Raw genomic sequence first — 16,569 nt, 5'->3', positions numbered from 1 at the left:
CCGACGAGGTGCGCTCAACCGTCACCTACACCTTACCTATAAATGTTGAAACCCTCCGTTTAGGAGGCAGCGCACTGCTTAACGGCACTGGAAATACTCTAGCCAACACTATCATCGGCAACACCGCTAATAATTTCCTCAATGGCGGTACCGGAGCCGACCAACTTACAGGCGGATTGGGTAACGATATCTACGCTGTGGATAATGCAGCAGATGTCGTCACGGAACTTGCAGCTCAAGGAACCGACGAGGTGCGCTCAACCGTCACCTACACCTTACCTATAAATGTTGAAACCCTCCGTTTAGGAGGCAGCGCACTGATTAACGGCACTGGAAATACTCTACCTAACAGTATCATCGGCAACGTTGCCAATAATACGCTCAACGGGGGGGGCGGTCAAGATATTCTAACGGGTAGTACGGGTGCAGATACTTTCCTCTTCCAGTTTGGACAATCCTCTGTATCCGCCAGGGATAGCGTTAGCGACTTTGCCATCGGCACTGATAAAATCGACTTGTTGACCCAAGCTGGAGCCGCGATGAATGCTCCTAGTAGCTTTAGCCGTGCTGCCGATAATAGCACTGCCACCACTTTACAACTCCTGGTAGATCAAGTGTTTATTGACGCTAATGGAGGATTAGGCGGAAACCAAGCTCTAGCAATTAATAGCGCTGCTTTAGTTGTGGCTACAAATGCCTCAATTGCGGGTAATTACCTTGTGATTAATGATGCTACTGCTGGTTTTCAGGCGGGTAACGATTTAGTTATCAAATTAACAACCACCGGAACGTTACCCCCAGCAGGCTCTATTCCCGTTACCAATTTCTTTGTCTAACCACAACCTCAAGGATTGGCGCTGCATAATCGAAGGATGAGCTGTCAATCCAAATCGGAAAAAGCAGCGAAGTAACCGGGTTTTTCGAGAAAGTCCGACAGGGAATTAATTGCCTGTCGGCTGGGCAGGGCGGTTTCATTCTCGGGGGCGATCGCTTTTACTTTGTGCGATCGCCCCCGATAATGAAACCGCCCTGCCTTAAATAGGGGGGGACAAAAATCTTCTCAAAGTCCCCCTTCTTAAGGGGGATCTGGCCTCGGCGGTAAACGAGAGATAAAGAGGGTTTTAGACTTAAGTTGACACCAATGGCCTAAACCGTATTACTTACAAATCAGCATCGCTGATATCGCATTCCTGGTAACTGCGAAACTAATCCCAACAATTCCAACTGCAAAAGTATACTAGAAACCATTCCCGCTTCTAATCCCGCTGCTTCGACAATTGTATCAAAAGAAATCGGCCCAGATTCGATCGCACTTAACACCTTAGCCAATTCCGGCTCCAACGGCGGCCCTTGCTTCTCAACCGTCGGATTTGGAGGAAATAGCGACAACTGCTCGGCTCTATCCAATTTTGGCATAGCTCCGAGCATTTCCAACAACCTGTCTTCGCTTAACAGTCGATCGCTACCCGGCAGAATCGGATGAGCACCTTTACTCAGCAACTCCAAACAACCAAAAGAACGCTCATCATCCAATCTGCCCGTCAAAACATACACATCCCGGCAAAAATCATTCGCTTGATAAGCAGTAATTAAAGCACCAGATTTATGCGGAGCTTCTATCACGATTGTAGCGCGACTTAAGCCAGCAATTATGCGATTTCGGCGGGGAAAATTAGTTTTATTCGGTTGAGTACCCGCCGGATATTCACTAATTACCAATCCCTGCTGCAAAATGCGATCGCACAACCTCTCATTTTGTTTAGGATATACAATATCTACTCCCGTCCCCACTACTGCGAAAGTCCTTCCTCCCGCCTCCAAACAGCCTGTATGAGCCTCTGTATCAATACCAGCCGCCAATCCCGAAACCACAGTAAAACCGTTTCTAGCCAAAGCTGTACTAATTTTGCGAGTCCACCTTCTGCCGTATTCCGAAGGGCTGCGAGTACCAACCATTGCCACTGTCGGCGTAATTCCTTGATTCTCTTTGCGATCGACTAAACCGCGATAATACAACACTGGCGGCGGATTGGGAATCTCCAATAATAAGCGGGGATAATCTGGATCGGCGGGCGTCCAAAAACAGGGATTTTTTATAAGATGTTTTTCGATAAATTCTTCGGGATTGAGTTTAGTACGTTCTTGCACAATGGTTTCAATTATCTGCTTGCCAAACCCTTCGATTCGCATTAAATCTACTGGTTTTGCCGTCCAAGCTTCTGCCAAACTCTTGAAATTTTGGTGCAATCTTTGCAACAAAATCGGCCCGATACCGTTAATTTGCGACCAGGCTAACCAGTAAGCGCGTTCTTCTAACAAGGAGTTGCCCTCAACTTATCTGAGAACGATTTTATCATTTTTGGTGGGATTATGGTAGGAAACGGCACTGCATTGTCCTCTTTTTCTACATATTTACAACTGCTATATAAATATTTTTTTACGAACCGCGAAGGCGCTAAGAACGCGAAGGGAATAAGAGGGATGTTGACAATTACTGGCTAGGTTTTCCAATCAACGAAACGGGCGTAAATATAAGCAATAATTTCTCCGATTACCGTCCGAAAACCGTCGCTAGATTTCCACCATTCTTGGGGATTATAATCTTGCGGTTCCGCCGCTATAATCCCGACTTTAATGGCAGGATTCAGCACTTCTTTGAAAACAATCCAACTTCTGCGGGCGTGAGGGCCAAAAGAATAAAGATTAATTGAGTCAACTTTTATGGCAGAAGCAGCCAGCCAATCCCGAAGTGCGATCGCAGAAGCAGCAGTGCGGTGTTTGACAACACTCGCTGCTGGTACTGCTACTACTTGGTTTTTATCAAATCCTAGCGCAATAAAAGTCGCGGCAGTTAGTGCGGCATAATTTTTATATTCAGCGAGATAGAAGCCTTTACTTAAAGGAACTCCTGTCGTAATTAATTGGCGGTATTCCCCTTTTTTGAATTCGGCGATCGCACTTTCGATCGCATAATCCGGCAACCAGCCTTCGACAACCAATATATCTGCTTTAATCGGCGCATTTACCGCCAAAAATGGATGGATATTTGTGAGAATTAAGATCATTGCAATTATTAATCCCATCAGAGCAATTACCCAGCCTTCCCTGGTAACTGCCCACATTTCTCGGCGGCGGATTAGACGAATTCTCATTTTAACTCGATCTAGATGTTTTCAGGTATGGAGGCAGATTCGGCGAGACTGGGGAAGAGGGAAATAGTGGGAAAGTGATAGAATTTCCCAATACCCAATGCCCCATTCCCAATGCCCCATTCCCAAATTATTGGTGTTTCAGATACTCAAAAACGCTTTTATCCCCGATATCCTGCGGCATTGGTTGAAAAAACTTACGCACAGCAAATATAATAAACAAAGCCGCCCAAATAGCTAGCAAAAATTGTTCATTTTCGGCTGACAAAAATCCAAAAATATGTCCTAAAATTAACAAAGGAACTCCCGGAGTCAAGAACTTAGTTTCGAGGCGATTAAAGCAGAATGCTTCCTTAAAATAAATGCCATTTAAGGCAGCAAAAGTAAAGCCAATTCCCCACAACGTGGCGGGATGTTCGTACACTGCTAAAGCTAGAGGTTGGCTGCTTTGTAGGGCGACAAACAATGCTGCCGCGCCGCCGATCGCCCAAAACGCCTGTAGTGTTCGGTGCAGCGCAATCATGTAAATGTGAATAGTTGCCAAGCTGACGCCTAAAGCTATCCAGAAACAAGCAAAAACAGGCGTTACAGCTTGGATAGCCATCGGGTTGTCGCCCTGTTGCAGCACCAGAGTAGTGCCGATCGCAAAACACAGCGCCGCCACCCCCAATCCAGCGCGGTAAATCAACACTCCCGTGCGATCGTTTTGAGTAATCGTAAACTCGCCGAATTGTCCTTGATAGACTGGCGATTCATCAGGTGATTTCAGTAGTTGCATTACAGCTTCCTCCTATCAGACACAATGTACTTCTGCCAAGATATACTTTATTGATAAACCGAGCCAGCGAGACCGAGCGATGCCTAAATTTAACAAGCCTAAACTTAACCAGCCTAAAGTTAACAAGTCTAAAGTTAACAAATCTAAAGTGGACGATCGCCCAGAGCAAAGCCAATCCCTTCCTTCACAATCCGAACTTCCTCCAGTTCAGCTTGATGAAACCATTGTAGCAGGCAGAAGACCGAAACCGGTAAACGACTTTCAGAGCCTGCTGGAGGAATTATCCGAATTGAGAGCGGGGTTCGATCCAGAAATGTTAGCGCATCTCGATAAAAATATGCCATTTAATACCAAGCAATTTGAAACTAAAATCAGCAAGATTTTGGGATCAAAAAATATTGATTTCAGCCTAAAAAATTCCGTCAAATATCTAGAGTACATCAAGCAAAATATTCAACTCCCGTGCCACGTTACCGGCATAGAAGAGTTTGAATGGGAAGAAGAATATACAATGGGTTCTGGCAGCAAAAAAGAATATGCACGGCTCAAAAAAACTCAACCTTCTTATACTGATAGGTTCACAATTAATCGGTTGGAAGATTTAGTGCTTCAGGAAGAAGGCATATTTGTGGAAGTGCAGCGCGTCGGCGATCGCCAAAAGTTTATGTTGCCTTTATCAGAGTTAGAATCAGTTGATGTAATCTCCCGAAACAATCAGTTATTAGATGATTATGCCGTGTGGTTTATCAATTATTAAGGAAGAGTGAAAAAGTGAAAGAGTGGGGGAGTGGAAGAGGCGAAGAGTGGGAGAAGGGGAAGAGCGAGGGATGGGAAAAATCTTCCTTCTTCCTTCTTCCTTCTTCCTTCTTCCTTCTTCCTTCTTCCTTCTTAATTAAATGGAAGCTGGCAAGTGCGATCGCGAAACCAAAGCCAAAGCTTCAACCAAACTGCGAACAGCCGCAATCATCGCCACTTCGCTATTAAGTTGGCTAACAGCAGAACCGACACCAACACCCGCAGCACCGGCTCCAATAGCGAGGGGTGCGGTGACGCTGGAGATACCCGAAGCGCAGAGTACGGGGACGGATACGGCGCGGGAAATTTCAAAGGCTGCGGCCAAAGTAGGCGCTGCTTTTTCAATTAATCCCAATGTGCCGGCGTGAATTGGTTGAGCACTGGTGCCACCTTCGGTTTGAATGATGTTAGCGCCAGCTTTGACTAATTCAATTGCTAACTGCACCTGTTTGTCGAGTGTCAAAATGTGGGGAACTGTCACAGAAAGAGTGATATTTGGAAATAGCGATCGAGTTTCGCGAGTCAACTGCAAAACTTCCTCAGCTTCAAAGCGGCGGCCTACTGCGTAGAAAGCATCAAAGTTACCAATTTCAATCAAATCAGCGCCAGCTTCTACCGCAGGCACAAACTTTTCCGGTTCCACAGCCGATACACAAATTGGCAAATTTGTCAACTGCTTTGCCATCAATACCAAATCGCGATCGGCAGCAATATCAACAAAGGAAGCACCGCCGAGATCCGCTGCTTTGACGACAGCCGCAACGTTGGCGGCATCAAAATTATTTAAACCGCTGATAATTTTCAGGGCGCGACCTTGCTCAAAAGCGCGCTGCAATTTAGAACTTACACTCATCGTTAGTTTTCCAACTCAAAAAATTTCTTAGACTCATTTTGACACAAATTAGAATAATTTTTGATTTTTAATTCTTAATTTTTAATTACTACGCGGCTGGCGAAATCTGTAAACATCTTTGATAACTTGTGCCCAGCCGTCAGAGAGAGATTCGAGAATCCGAGATCCCTTTTCTTTCGTCGCCGCCGTCGCATCGCCCAACACACCACTTTCAGTCAACTCTCGCGTCAGCCAAGCAAAAGGCAAATTGCCTTCCATACTCAGCAAACTGTCTGTTGGTAAACCCTGCGGGTACTCGCAAACAGCCAGTTCCATTTTTACCTGTTCGGGCAAAATTGACAACATCAAACTCGTTTCTGCATCGCCCGCGTGAATCCCAAACTCCAACTCCTTGGCAGTTAATAATTCAGCAGCCACATTAGGAACGCGCCAAACAAACAGCGGAAAAACCGAGAAATCCTGATATTTCTGATGAATATCCCGCGCCGCAATTTCCATCACCTGCGGCTGTCCGCCGTGACCATTCATTAACACTAATTTCCGAAATCCAGCCTGATAAATACTGTCGGCAATTTCACTAATTACTGCTAAAACTGTCTGAGCACTGAGCATAATTGTACCGGGAAAATGGCAGTGTTCGTTCGACTTGCCATAGTACAAAGGTGGCAAAGCATAAGCGGGAATATTTGCCTCTAACTTTGTCAGGGCTTTGCCTAGCACTGCTGTGCTAATTGCCGCATCTACAATTAAAGGCAAATGGGGGCCGTGCTGTTCGATCGCACCTAGCGGCTGAATTATCACAGTATTTTCTTTATCCGGCATAGACTGAATTTCTGTCCAAGTCAGATATGGAAAAAAGCGTGATTCTGGAATAAAATTGTGCATATTACGATTCTACAAGCTCAAGGGCAAAAGTTATGAACACATTTGAGCGCCTAAAGATCGAGGGGTTTCGCCGTTTGTTTTCGGCAGAGGTGGAAATGCGAGATCTGACAGTGATGATTGGTGCTAACGGTGTTGGGAAAAGTTCTTTCTTAGAAATATTCTCACTTTTAGCAGCATCAGCGAACGGTCAGTTACAGTCCAAAATTTCAGAGTTGAGCGGTCTAACTCAGATGATAACATTAGACCGGGCTGATAGCGTGTCAATCTCCTTATCAATGCCTATAGAGAATCAGGAACCCCTTAACTATTCTCTGAAACTTGCAACCAAAGGTCAATTCTATGAAATTGGTTCAGAAACTCTAATCCAACAGCGCGATCCCAATGCTTCTCAACCTTTTAAGTATATTGAATCTCGCGGTTTAGATGTCAAATATTTCAGTCCAGACGATGAAAAGCTACTACGTCCAAACTGGCAGTACAATCCTTTGGAAAGCTCACTCGCTCAGGTTCCTAAGATGTATCGGGAACCAGAAACATTGAGGCAGCACTTAGCTTCATGTAGCTTTTATAAGGCTTGGGAGTTGAATCTTTCCCCTCAAAGTCCTATACGTTTACCTCAATCTATGCGTCCTGCAACTTTGCCCGGTACCAAGGGAGAAGATTTAGTTTCATGCCTTTATTATCTGCGAGAAACAGATCCAAATCGATTTGAAATTATTCAAGATACACTGGCTGCAGCTTTTCCTGATTTTGAAAGGTTGAGTTTTCCGCCAGTAGCAGCCGGAACTTTAGCAATGACTTGGAAGGATCGAAATTTTTCTCATCCTTTTTATATGCACCAACTATCCGAGGGAACGCTGCGATTTCTATGGTTAATCACCTTACTGCAAAGTCGAGATTTGACCGCTGTCACGCTGATTGATGAGCCGGAAGTTAGTTTACATCCAGAGTTGTTACAACAACTAGCTCATGCTATGAGAGAAGCTTCTCAAAGAACTCAACTAATTGTAGCAACTCATTCAGATAGACTGATCGGATTTTTAGAGCCTAAAGAGGTGCTTGTCTGCAATACTGAAGATGGATTAACAACTCTAACTTGGGCTGACTCTATAGACTTAGAACACTGGTTAGAAGATTATAGCTTGGATCAGCTTTGGGCAATGAATATCATTGGAGGCAGACCGTGAAGATTGCTATTTTGGTTGAAGGAGCAACGGAAATGGCATTTAAGTCTAACCTGCAAGAGTTTCTTCAGTTACGCCTGGGACAGCAGATGCCAAAATTAAAGTTTATACCTTGTAACGGTCGCATTCACAAAGGAAAGAAACTCAGGGTCATCGTGGAAAATTTATTGACTGGTAAAGATGCCTGTGATGCTGTAATTGCATTAACTGATGTTTATACAGGCACTAAAGATTTTAAAGATGCAGCGGATGCTAAGGCTCAAATGAAAAATTGGGTAGGGAACAATCCTAAATTTTATCCCCATGCAGCTTCCCATGACTTTGAAGCTTGGCTGTTACCTTTTTGGTCAAAAATTCAGCAAATATCAGGAGGCAATAGAGCCGTTCCTAGCGGTTCTCCTGAACTGGTCAATCACAATAATCCACCTTCTTATCGGATTAAAGAAATATTTGAACAGGGAAAACGTCGCAGTTATGATAAAGCACGGGATGCCAAAAGAATATTAGAGGGACAAAATCTCATGGAGGCTGCCGCAGTCTGTCCAGAATTAAAGGCTTTTCTGAATACTATTTTATCTCTTTGTGGGGGCGAATTGATTCCTTGACCCGCCCAAAAACGGATACGAGCCCGCGATTCCTGTTGTGGAAAAAGCGAGATTTTAGACCAAGCTCTGGCGCGGGTTTCAGACCTTGCTTGCTATATGTATATAATGTGCTGTGCGGTCACGCAAGCACTCCTAAACAACGCTTTTTACTTTCCCAAGAGCTCCTCCTATCATCAAGCGTGCAAGCTTTCACTCTTCGTGCGAGCATCTTGGTCGCTAAAAATATATAAAGTGATCGGGATGCTCGCACTCCTAAAAAAGGCTTTTTACAAAATTGGACTGCTCCCAATCAACTAGCCTGAAAACTAAAAAGTAATTTCCAAGATAGCTCACATATTCTCTATGTGGGTAGATAATATATAAATATAGCAGATGCTTTAACAGCGTGCTGATAGACGCTCGCCAGCTCAGACCGAAAGACGTAGAGATGACTAATTGATGGAAGCTTGGCAAACCCCACAAACTAATTTAACCGACATTCCGATCGCCGAGGAACTGTCGCGCCGCATCCCTCGATCGCACGATCAAAAAGCAGAAAACCGAGCGCTGCAAACGCTGGCTAGACAATTGGCAACCTCACCCCACAGGCTACTCAAAACACTGGTGGCGATCGCTAAAGATTTGTGCGACGCCGGAAGCGTCGGAATCTGCTTGCTAGAAGAAAATGCAACTTCAGAACAAATATTTCGCTGGGAAGCCTTAGCGGGAGCGTGGGAAGCAGCAGAACATAGAAACACACCCCGCAAATTGCGTTTGTCGGGAACCCCGATCGATCACCAAACTCCTCAGCTTTACTTCGCTCCAGAACAATACTTCACCGACTTACAGCAGCTAGAATTGCCGATCGCCGAAGCGTTAGTCGTGCCACTGCAAGCAGAAAATCAACCGCTGGGGGCAATATGGATTGTATCTCACGATTCCGATCGCCAATTCGATGCCGAAGACTTGGAGATCGCGATCGCCCTAGCAGACTTTGCCGTTGCCGCCGTACAAATGGATCGCGCCCATCAAACCAAAGAAGCTTTGCGAGAAAGCCAAGAACGCTGGCAGCTAGCCTTGCAGGGCAACAACGACGGCATTTGGGATCAGAACCTGCAAACCAATTGCCAGATCCTGAGTGATCGGTGTTTAGAGATTTTGGAACGTCAGCCCGAAGAAGTCAAAGACTTCAGCCAATTTTTGAGCTACATTCATCCCGATGATTTGGAGATAATGCAAAGCAATTGGCAGCAGCACTTGCATCGAGAAACCTCACATTACTGCTGCGAGTACCGCGTTCGCTGTCCCGACGGCCGCTACAAATGGGTTTTAGCCCGAGGGCGAGCAATTTGGGACGAGTCAGGCAATCCCCTGCGGGCCGTCGGTTCCGTGACAGATATCAGCGAGCGCAAACAAACTGAAATTGCCTTAAAACAAAGCGAAGAACGTTTGAGCATCGCCATCGAAGGCTCCGGCATGGCAACCTGGGATTTAGACGTGCGAACAAATCGAGTAATTTGGTCGGCGACCCATTTCAGCATTTTGGGCTGCGAACCAGTACCAGACGGCGAAGTAAGCGTAGCTGTGTGGGAAAACTGCGTGCATCCAGATGACTTAAAACAAGTCCTGCACGAAATAAAAACAGCTCGGCAAACCCGATCGCTCTACTCCCCCGAATACCGGATCATCCGGGCCGACAACGGAGAAATCCGCTGGTTGAGAGCGTTCGGGCGCTATCTCTACGACGCTGCAGGCGAAGCAGTGCGGTTTATCGGAGTATTATTTGATGCTACCAATCGCAAAAAAGCCGAACTCGCGCTGCAACAGAGCGAACAAACCGTGCGGCGTCAACTTCTAGAGATAGAGTCGCTCTACCAAACAACTCCCGTGGGTTTGGCCGTTTTAGACACAGATTTGCGGTTCGTGCGGATCAACCAGCGGTTTGCCCAAATGAACGGCTTGGCCGTAGAAAAGCACATCGGCCATACCCTGCGCGAAATTGTCCCCGACTGGGCAGACACAGCCGAACCTTTGTTGCGCCACCTTCTAGACACCGGAGAACCGATCCGGAATTTTGAACTCACCGGTGCAACCAGAGCTCAACCCACTGTTATTCGCACTTGGCTCCAGAATTGGTGGCCGCTCAGAGACAGGGGCCCAGAGATTGTTGGGATTCATATCGTGGTACAGGAAATTACCGCTCGCAAAATGGCCGAACTCGCCTTGCAAGAAAGCTACAACCGTTTTCAATTAGCTACAAGGGCGATCGACGGCCTGGTGTTTGAGTGGGATTTGGCAGCAAACTCAGTTTACCGTTCCGAGGGACTCTTCTCGATCGTCGGTGTCTACCCAGAGGATGCACCGGCAACACCAGAGTGGTGGAGAGAACGCATCCATCCCGCCGATTTGGCACGCATCCTTGCCGGGGCCGAATCAATCTTAAGTGCCGAGCGCTACGAAGACGAGTACCGAGTCCGGCACCAAGACGGGCGCTGGATTGATGTTTGGGAGCGCGGCTGTTTGATCCGCAACCAGCAAGGTGAAGTGACAAAAATAGTCGGCTTCACAAGCGACATTACCAAGCGCAAACAAACAGAAGCAGCACTGCGCGATCGTGAAAACCACCTGCAGTTGATTCTCGACAGCGCCAAAGACTACGCCATCTTCACGACCGACACCGACGGACACATTACCAGTTGGAACGCAGGGGCCCAGAGATTGCTGGGCTATTCCGAAGCTGAAATTGTCGGGCAGCACGGACGCATCATCTTCACCCCAGAAGACTCTGCTGCGCGAATGCCGGAAGGAGAAATGCACAGCGCCCTGACTCAGGGAAAAGGAGAAAACGAGCGCTGGCACCTCCGCAAAGACGGCAGCCGCTTGTGGGGCAGCGGGCTAGTGATGCCTCTGCGTGACGCAGACGGCGAGGTGCAAGGTTTCCTGAAAATTATGCAGGACAAAACCGAGCGCCGGCAAATAGAAGAAGCACTGCGGCAAAGTGAAAATCTCTACCGCACCCTCGCCGATGGCGTCCCGGAATTAATGTGGATCAACACCGCCGACGGCAGGTTAGAGTTTTGCAACGAACACTGGAAAACCTACACGGGCCTGATGCCAGAATTGCCACTGGCTGCGCCGGTGCTGCACTTATTTCATCCTGACGATCTGCCCGCAGTTGTCGCCACGCGCACTCCTGCGATTGAAGCAGGGGAAGCCTACGAATTCGAGTGTCGGGTACGCAGGTTTGATGGTAATTACCGCTGGCATCTAGCGCGACTTGTACCCGTCAAAAACAGGAAGGGACAGGTGGTGCAATGGGCTGGGATCGGCATTGATATTGACGATCGCAAACGAGCAGAAGAAAGCTTAGCAGAAAGCGACCGCCGCTTCCGCTTCCTGGCTGAGTCGCTGCCCCACCTGATTTGGAACGTAAGTTCCGGCGGAGAAATTCGCTTTACCAATCAACAACAATGGTTGGAATATCTGGGAATGTCTTACGAGGAAGCCGCTCAAAGCAATTGGGAATCCCTAGTCCCGCCCTCGGATTTGGCAGAATCTTGGGCTCGCTGGGAAGAATGTCAAATCACCGGAGAAGTTTATCAAATTGAGCTGCGCCTGCGGCGGGCCGTAGACCAAATGGAACGCTGGCATTTGTCCCGCGCTGTGCCAATTCGCGACGCAGGAGGCCAGATTGTCGAGTGGATCGGCACAAACACCGATATTCACGATCGCAAACAAGCCCAACTCAACGAGCAGTTTCTCTCCGATCTCGAAGTCCGCTTGCGGCAGCGCATCAACCCCGCAGAAATGTTGTGGGAAGCAATGAACAGTCTGGGAGAATATTTAAAGGTCGATCGCTGCATCTGGCACGAAATTGATGTAGAAGCCGATCGGGCAATTGTCCACCAAGACTGGCACCAGTCCGACCTTGCCAGCACCGTCGGCACCTATCAAATCTCAGACTTTAAGACGCCAGAACTGAAAGCTCTGTCTATGGCAGGTCAAACACTTGTCATCTCAGATATCGCTACTTACCCCCATACAGCGCATTTATTCGATAACTACGGTGCCGTGTGGATTCGCGCTTTGGTCGATGTTCCCTGCCTTCAGGAAGGGCGCTGGGTGGCTCTTTTGCTGGTGACATCAAGGGTGGTTCGGCACTGGCGGCCCGATGAAGTTTGGCTGATGCAAGAAGTGGTGGCTCGCCTCTGGACGGTGATCCTGCACGCGCGAGCTCTGCATGAGCTGCACGAAAGCGAGGCTCGGTTCCGCGCTCTAGCTGACAACATCGCTCAGTTGGCCTGGATGACAGATGCTACTGGGGCGATTTTCTGGTATAACCAGCGCTGGTTTGACTACACCGGCACCACCCTAGAAGAAATGCTAGGCTGGGGCTGGCAAAAGGTGCACCACCCGGAACACCTCGATCGCGTTGTGGAAAAATTTAGGCGCAGCGTTGAAACAGGCGAAGTCTGGGAAGATACTTTCCCCTTGCGCGGTAAAGACGGATCGTACCGCTGGTTTCTCTCCCGCGCCGTGGCGATTCGCGACGATGGAGGCAACGTGCTGCGCTGGTGTGGCACTAACACTGACATTACAGATCAAAAAGTTGCAGAAGCGGAACGGGAACGCCTTCTAGCACGGGAAAAGGCAGCGCGGGAAGAAGCAGAACGCGCTAACCGCGTCAAAGACGAATTTTTGGCTGTTTTGTCCCACGAATTGCGGACTCCCTTAAACCCGATTGTGGGCTGGGCGAAGCTGCTGCAATCGAACGTTCTGACACCGGAAAAGCAGCGTTATGCCTTAGAGACGATCGAGCGCAACGCTAAACTGCAAACCCAGCTTATCGAAGATTTGCTCGATGTGTCGGGAATTCTGCAAGGTAAGGTCAGCTTGAATATTGTACCTGTGGATTTAGCCGAGGTGATCGGCGCTGCCATTGAAACGGTGCGTCTGGCGGCCCAAGTCAAATCGATTCAAATCAGCACTCACTTGGCACCGCATCTGGGCCCGGTGTTGGGCGATGCGGGCAGGCTTCAGCAGGTAGTCTGGAATTTGCTGTCAAATGCCGTCAAGTTCACCCCGCCGGGAGGCAAAATTGAAGTCGTTCTCGATCGGGTGGACACCCAAGCCCAAATTACTGTAACTGATACGGGAAAAGGTATCGAACCTGATTTTCTGCCGTATGTATTCGACTACTTCCGGCAAGCTGACAGCACGATGACGCGCAAGTTTGGCGGATTGGGTTTAGGATTGGCGATCGTCCGCCATCTCGTCGAACTCCACGGCGGCACAGTGAAATCCGACAGTCCCGGCGAAGGAAAAGGTGCAACCTTGACCGTCAGGATACCTCTGATGCCCGTGCAATCTCAGACAAGTCCTGCGGGAACTGCGGCGCCGGACCCATCCTTCAATTTAAGCGGTATCAGGGTGTTAGCGGTGGATGATGATGCCGATGCGCGAGATTTGGTGGTTTTTCTGCTTGAGGATTGTGGGGCAAGTGTTACAGCAGTTGCTAACGCCGCCGATGCTTTGGCGGTTTTAACCCAGTCTGTGCCCGATTTGCTGTTGAGCGATATTGGAATGCCCGATACTGACGGTTATATGTTGATGCGACAGGTTCGGGCTCTAGCGCCCGACAAAGGGGGACGGATTCCGGCGATCGCCCTCACGGCTTATGCTGGAGAGATTGACTATCAGCAGGCCCTGGCTGCGGGGTTCCAGCGCCACATTTCCAAGCCTTTAGACCCCGACCAGTTGGTGCAGGCGATTTGGGAGGTACTTGATCGATCGGGCAAAAACCTTATTTAAAGTGTTTTTGTGTCGGAAAAGTCTTTATTTAATGAACCGCGAAGACGCAAAGAACGCGAAGGAGGGAGGGAAGAAGATAGGAAGAAGTTAATAATCTCAATTCCGCTTATATCTGAGATATTGCACCATTGTCAGGAACAGGCTTTCCGGCCTGTTCCACAAAAAGTGAATTTTCTTGTGGAACAGGCATCTTGCCTGTTCATAAAAATCTGATTGACAATGGTACAATATCTCAGATGTAACCAATTTAATCGTCGATCGATCGCGCATCATCTCCAATAAAAAAACCCCACAGATGGAGGTTTTTTGATGATTATTGGTACTGATCGGACAGGTTAAAACATCCTGTCCCTGCATGATGCCCACAGCCCTAAGACTCAATTCTTAGCGGTAGTCAGTACGCACGGCGGGCTCGCGTTCACTCGTTGTACTTGTATAGCGGACATTTTCTTCACGTTTGCGGGGAATCAAACCCAACAAACCAGACAAACCTAACAATCCCAACCATCCCCAATCAAAATCGCGATCTGTTTCAGCATTGTAGACATCGGAGCGAGGAGTGGTGGTGGTTGTAGTGTTGTTAGTACCGCCAGTTGTATCTGTCTGAGCTGAAGCAGGCAGATGAGCTGGTGCTATGGCTAACCCAGCAGCTATAATACCTGCACCGATTGCTTTGGATAAATCAGAACGTTTCATAATTCAAATGCTCTCTGTTGGCTAAAATCTTTAACTATCAAAACTATATCGATTCGCTTTTAAAGTTAAATCCACCTCTAGCAGTAAAGATGGTTAAGTTCCACCTATAACTACAGATTGATATCAAATTTTTAGCAGCCGCACGAAATTAAACATGGCTCGCTGTGACCGGAACGGCACTCTGGGGTGTCTCATATAGTTTCCGGTTGCATCGGTATTGTTCAAACAGTCAACAGTCAACAGTCAACAGTCAACAATCATACAGACAAGGTGTTGTTCACAAAAAAAGGTAAACTCAGATATTGCACAGATAAGTGTTGGAACTCGATCGACGGAGATCAAAACTTTTGGGAATAGAGTTACGCAGCTACGTATTTCTAGACAACTTGCAGCCACAGCACGCAGCATACATCGGCACAGTCGCCGCCGGATTCTTGCCGCTGCCGGGGGATGCGTCGCTGTGGATAGAAATCTCGCCCGGTATAGAAATTAACCGAATTACCGATGTCGCCCTCAAATCTGCCTCCGTGCGCCCAGGAGTGCAGATAGTTGAACGCTTGTACGGCCTTCTGGAAGTACACTCGAGTCAGCAGGGGGAAACGCGGGCCGCAGGTAAAGCAATTCTAGAATTCATCGGAGTCCGCAGAGAAGAATGTATCAAACCGCGAGTGATTTCCAGTCAAATTATTCGCAACATTGACGCCCACCAAACACAATTAATCAACCGCACCCGCCGCGGACAGTTGCTGCTGGCGGGACAAACGCTTTACGTCTTAGAAGTAGAACCGGCGGCCTATGCAGCGCTGGCGGCCAATGAAGCAGAAAAAGGCGCATCTATTAACATCTTAGAGGTTCAGGCTGTCGGTAGTTTCGGACGGCTTTACCTCGGTGGCGCAGAACGAGATATTATAGCAGGTTCCCAGGCAGCAATTGCGGCGGTGGAAAGCGTGACGGGTCGAGAAAATCCAGCAATTTTTGGTCGCAAGGAATAGCCGTTAAAGGAGATGAAATTATGGCAAATACACAGCATTTAGCGCTGTTAAAAAAAGGTGCAGTTACTTGGATTGAATGGAGAAGTCTCAACCCAAATATAGAACCGGATCTCAGCGAAGCTAACCTCGCGGAAGCAAATCTCAGAGGGGCGCATCTTTGGCGCTCGAACCTTTTTAAAACAGATTTGTTTAAGGCTAAATTAATTGCGGCAAACCTCGCCGAATCTAACCTCAGTTTAGCAAATCTTGCCGGAGCGCAACTGCTGGAAGCTAATTTAATTAAAGCTAATTTAACTGGCACTCACCTCCGAGCTGCAGACATTAGGGGAGCTGATTTGAGCAGTGCTAATTTAATTGGAGCTGACCTCACCGCTGCTAATCTCCAACAAACCGATTTCGGTGAGGCGAATTTAATCGGTGCGGTGATGTTTCGAGCTAATGCGATGGGGGCGAACCTCAATTTTGCTAATCTCAGTCAAGCTAATCTGACTCAAGCCGAATTGATTGAAGCACATTCCTATGCAGGTAATTTCTCTAAAGCTAACCTCGCAGAAGCTCACTTCACTGGAGCATATCTTTTCCGGGCAAATCTCTGTTTTGCACAGTTGAGCGCGGCAGATTTCCGGTGGGCAAACCTTGGCAAAGCGGATTTGAGAGGGGCTAATTTGACCGGGGCAAATCTCAGGGGCGCGAACTTGGTGGGAGCTAATCTGGGCGAAGCTATTTTGAAAGGAACAATCATGCCTGATGGCAGCATTGTTTGATAAATATTGGATAATATTTATTCCTGTAAAATAACTGCGATAGTTACAAAAAAGTCAGTTGCGCGTTTACCGAAAGGA

At 47.8% G+C, this 16,569-nt stretch carries 13 protein-coding genes; 7 read left to right on the top strand and 6 right to left on the bottom strand.

Translation table 11 applies throughout. The features are described 5' to 3' along the window. On the top strand, positions 1-836 hold an 836-nt coding region (locus QUA83_RS17830), incomplete at its 5' end, for a bluetail domain-containing putative surface protein (protein ID WP_333294821.1). A 331-nt stretch (positions 837-1,167) separates the two neighbouring features. Here the strand turns inward: QUA83_RS17830 and dprA are convergent. The 3 genes from dprA to QUA83_RS17815 all read right to left on the bottom strand — a co-directional run bounded on the left by dprA (position 1,168) and on the right by QUA83_RS17815 (position 3,927). Then, positions 1,168-2,319 (bottom strand): DNA-processing protein DprA, encoded by a 1,152-nt coding sequence (gene dprA, locus QUA83_RS17825; RefSeq protein WP_333294819.1) that lies wholly within the window; start codon positions 2,317-2,319, stop codon positions 1,168-1,170. Between the two features lie 179 nt (positions 2,320-2,498). Next, positions 2,499-3,152 carry a YdcF family protein gene (locus tag QUA83_RS17820; protein ID WP_333294818.1) on the bottom strand — a complete coding sequence of 218 codons (654 nt, stop codon included), beginning with the start codon at positions 3,150-3,152 and terminating at the stop codon, positions 2,499-2,501. Positions 3,153-3,279: 127 nt separating this feature from the next. Continuing rightward, positions 3,280-3,927 carry a DUF2301 domain-containing membrane protein gene (locus QUA83_RS17815; protein ID WP_333294817.1) on the bottom strand — a complete coding sequence of 216 codons (648 nt, stop codon included), beginning with the start codon at positions 3,925-3,927 and terminating at the stop codon, positions 3,280-3,282. Between the two features lie 79 nt (positions 3,928-4,006). On the opposite strand from QUA83_RS17815, the gene QUA83_RS17810 reads away from it, so the two are divergent. Continuing rightward, complete coding sequence (locus tag QUA83_RS17810) at positions 4,007-4,684, top strand: calcium-binding protein (protein WP_333294815.1); 678 nt, start codon at positions 4,007-4,009, stop codon at positions 4,682-4,684. Positions 4,685-4,819: 135 nt separating this feature from the next. Here the strand turns inward: QUA83_RS17810 and QUA83_RS17805 are convergent, their stop codons facing one another. Next, the gene (locus tag QUA83_RS17805; RefSeq protein WP_333294814.1) at positions 4,820-5,575 is read right to left on the bottom strand and encodes a DUF561 domain-containing protein; all 756 of its coding nucleotides are present in this window, start codon (positions 5,573-5,575) and stop codon (positions 4,820-4,822) included. Between the two features lie 81 nt (positions 5,576-5,656). After that, complete coding sequence (locus tag QUA83_RS17800; protein WP_333294812.1) at positions 5,657-6,460, bottom strand: creatininase family protein; 804 nt, start codon at positions 6,458-6,460, stop codon at positions 5,657-5,659. 32 nt (positions 6,461-6,492) lie between these two features. On the opposite strand from QUA83_RS17800, the gene QUA83_RS17795 reads away from it, so the two are divergent. From QUA83_RS17795 to QUA83_RS17785, 3 genes are all read left to right on the top strand, one after another. Continuing rightward, positions 6,493-7,647, top strand: coding sequence for an AAA family ATPase (locus QUA83_RS17795; protein ID WP_333294810.1), 1,155 nt, complete (start codon positions 6,493-6,495; stop codon positions 7,645-7,647). Next, a complete protein-coding gene (locus QUA83_RS17790) occupies positions 7,644-8,249 on the top strand; it encodes a DUF4276 family protein (RefSeq protein ID WP_333211603.1) in 606 nt (201 codons plus the stop codon). Before QUA83_RS17795 ends, QUA83_RS17790 begins: the two co-directional genes overlap by 4 nt. Before the next feature lie 438 nt (positions 8,250-8,687). Continuing rightward, positions 8,688-14,039 carry a PAS domain S-box protein gene (locus QUA83_RS17785; protein WP_333294808.1) on the top strand — a complete coding sequence of 1,784 codons (5,352 nt, stop codon included), beginning with the start codon at positions 8,688-8,690 and terminating at the stop codon, positions 14,037-14,039. 384 nt (positions 14,040-14,423) lie between these two features. Here QUA83_RS17785 and QUA83_RS17780 read toward each other — a convergent pair whose 3' ends face one another. Next, the gene (locus QUA83_RS17780; RefSeq protein ID WP_333157431.1) at positions 14,424-14,735 is read right to left on the bottom strand and encodes a WGxxGxxG family protein; all 312 of its coding nucleotides are present in this window, start codon (positions 14,733-14,735) and stop codon (positions 14,424-14,426) included. Between the two features lie 347 nt (positions 14,736-15,082). Here QUA83_RS17780 and QUA83_RS17775 point away from each other — a divergent pair, with 347 nt between their 5' ends. Further along, positions 15,083-15,727, top strand: a complete 645-nt coding sequence (locus QUA83_RS17775; RefSeq protein ID WP_333084286.1) for a hypothetical protein — start codon at positions 15,083-15,085, stop codon at positions 15,725-15,727. Between the two features lie 20 nt (positions 15,728-15,747). Continuing rightward, a complete protein-coding gene (locus tag QUA83_RS17770; RefSeq protein WP_333294806.1) occupies positions 15,748-16,491 on the top strand; it encodes a pentapeptide repeat-containing protein in 744 nt (247 codons plus the stop codon). Positions 16,492-16,569 lie beyond the last annotated feature (78 nt).

Source organism: Microcoleus sp. K1-B1 (assembly GCF_036704705.1).
Lineage (GTDB): Bacteria > Cyanobacteriota > Cyanobacteriia > Cyanobacteriales > Microcoleaceae > Microcoleus.
Note: the sequence above shows the minus strand (reverse complement) of the source record. Positions and strands in the feature narration are given on the sequence as shown.

What these genes read in the sequence shown, in the direction of transcription:
- QUA83_RS17820 (WP_333294818.1), bottom strand. Translation starts at nt 3,152, where the DNA reads ATGAGAATTCGTCTAATCCGCCGCCGAGAAATGTGGGCAGTTACCAGG.
- QUA83_RS17815 (WP_333294817.1), bottom strand. Translation starts at nt 3,927, where the DNA reads ATGCAACTACTGAAATCACCTGATGAATCGCCAGTCTATCAAGGACAA.
- QUA83_RS17810 (WP_333294815.1), top strand. Translation starts at nt 4,007, where the DNA reads ATGCCTAAATTTAACAAGCCTAAACTTAACCAGCCTAAAGTTAACAAG.
- QUA83_RS17805 (WP_333294814.1), bottom strand. Translation starts at nt 5,575, where the DNA reads ATGAGTGTAAGTTCTAAATTGCAGCGCGCTTTTGAGCAAGGTCGCGCC.
- QUA83_RS17800 (WP_333294812.1), bottom strand. Translation starts at nt 6,460, where the DNA reads ATGCACAATTTTATTCCAGAATCACGCTTTTTTCCATATCTGACTTGG.
- QUA83_RS17795 (WP_333294810.1), top strand. Translation starts at nt 6,493, where the DNA reads ATGAACACATTTGAGCGCCTAAAGATCGAGGGGTTTCGCCGTTTGTTT.
- QUA83_RS17785 (WP_333294808.1), top strand. Translation starts at nt 8,688, where the DNA reads ATGGAAGCTTGGCAAACCCCACAAACTAATTTAACCGACATTCCGATC.
- QUA83_RS17780 (WP_333157431.1), bottom strand. Translation starts at nt 14,735, where the DNA reads ATGAAACGTTCTGATTTATCCAAAGCAATCGGTGCAGGTATTATAGCT.
- QUA83_RS17770 (WP_333294806.1), top strand. Translation starts at nt 15,748, where the DNA reads ATGGCAAATACACAGCATTTAGCGCTGTTAAAAAAAGGTGCAGTTACT.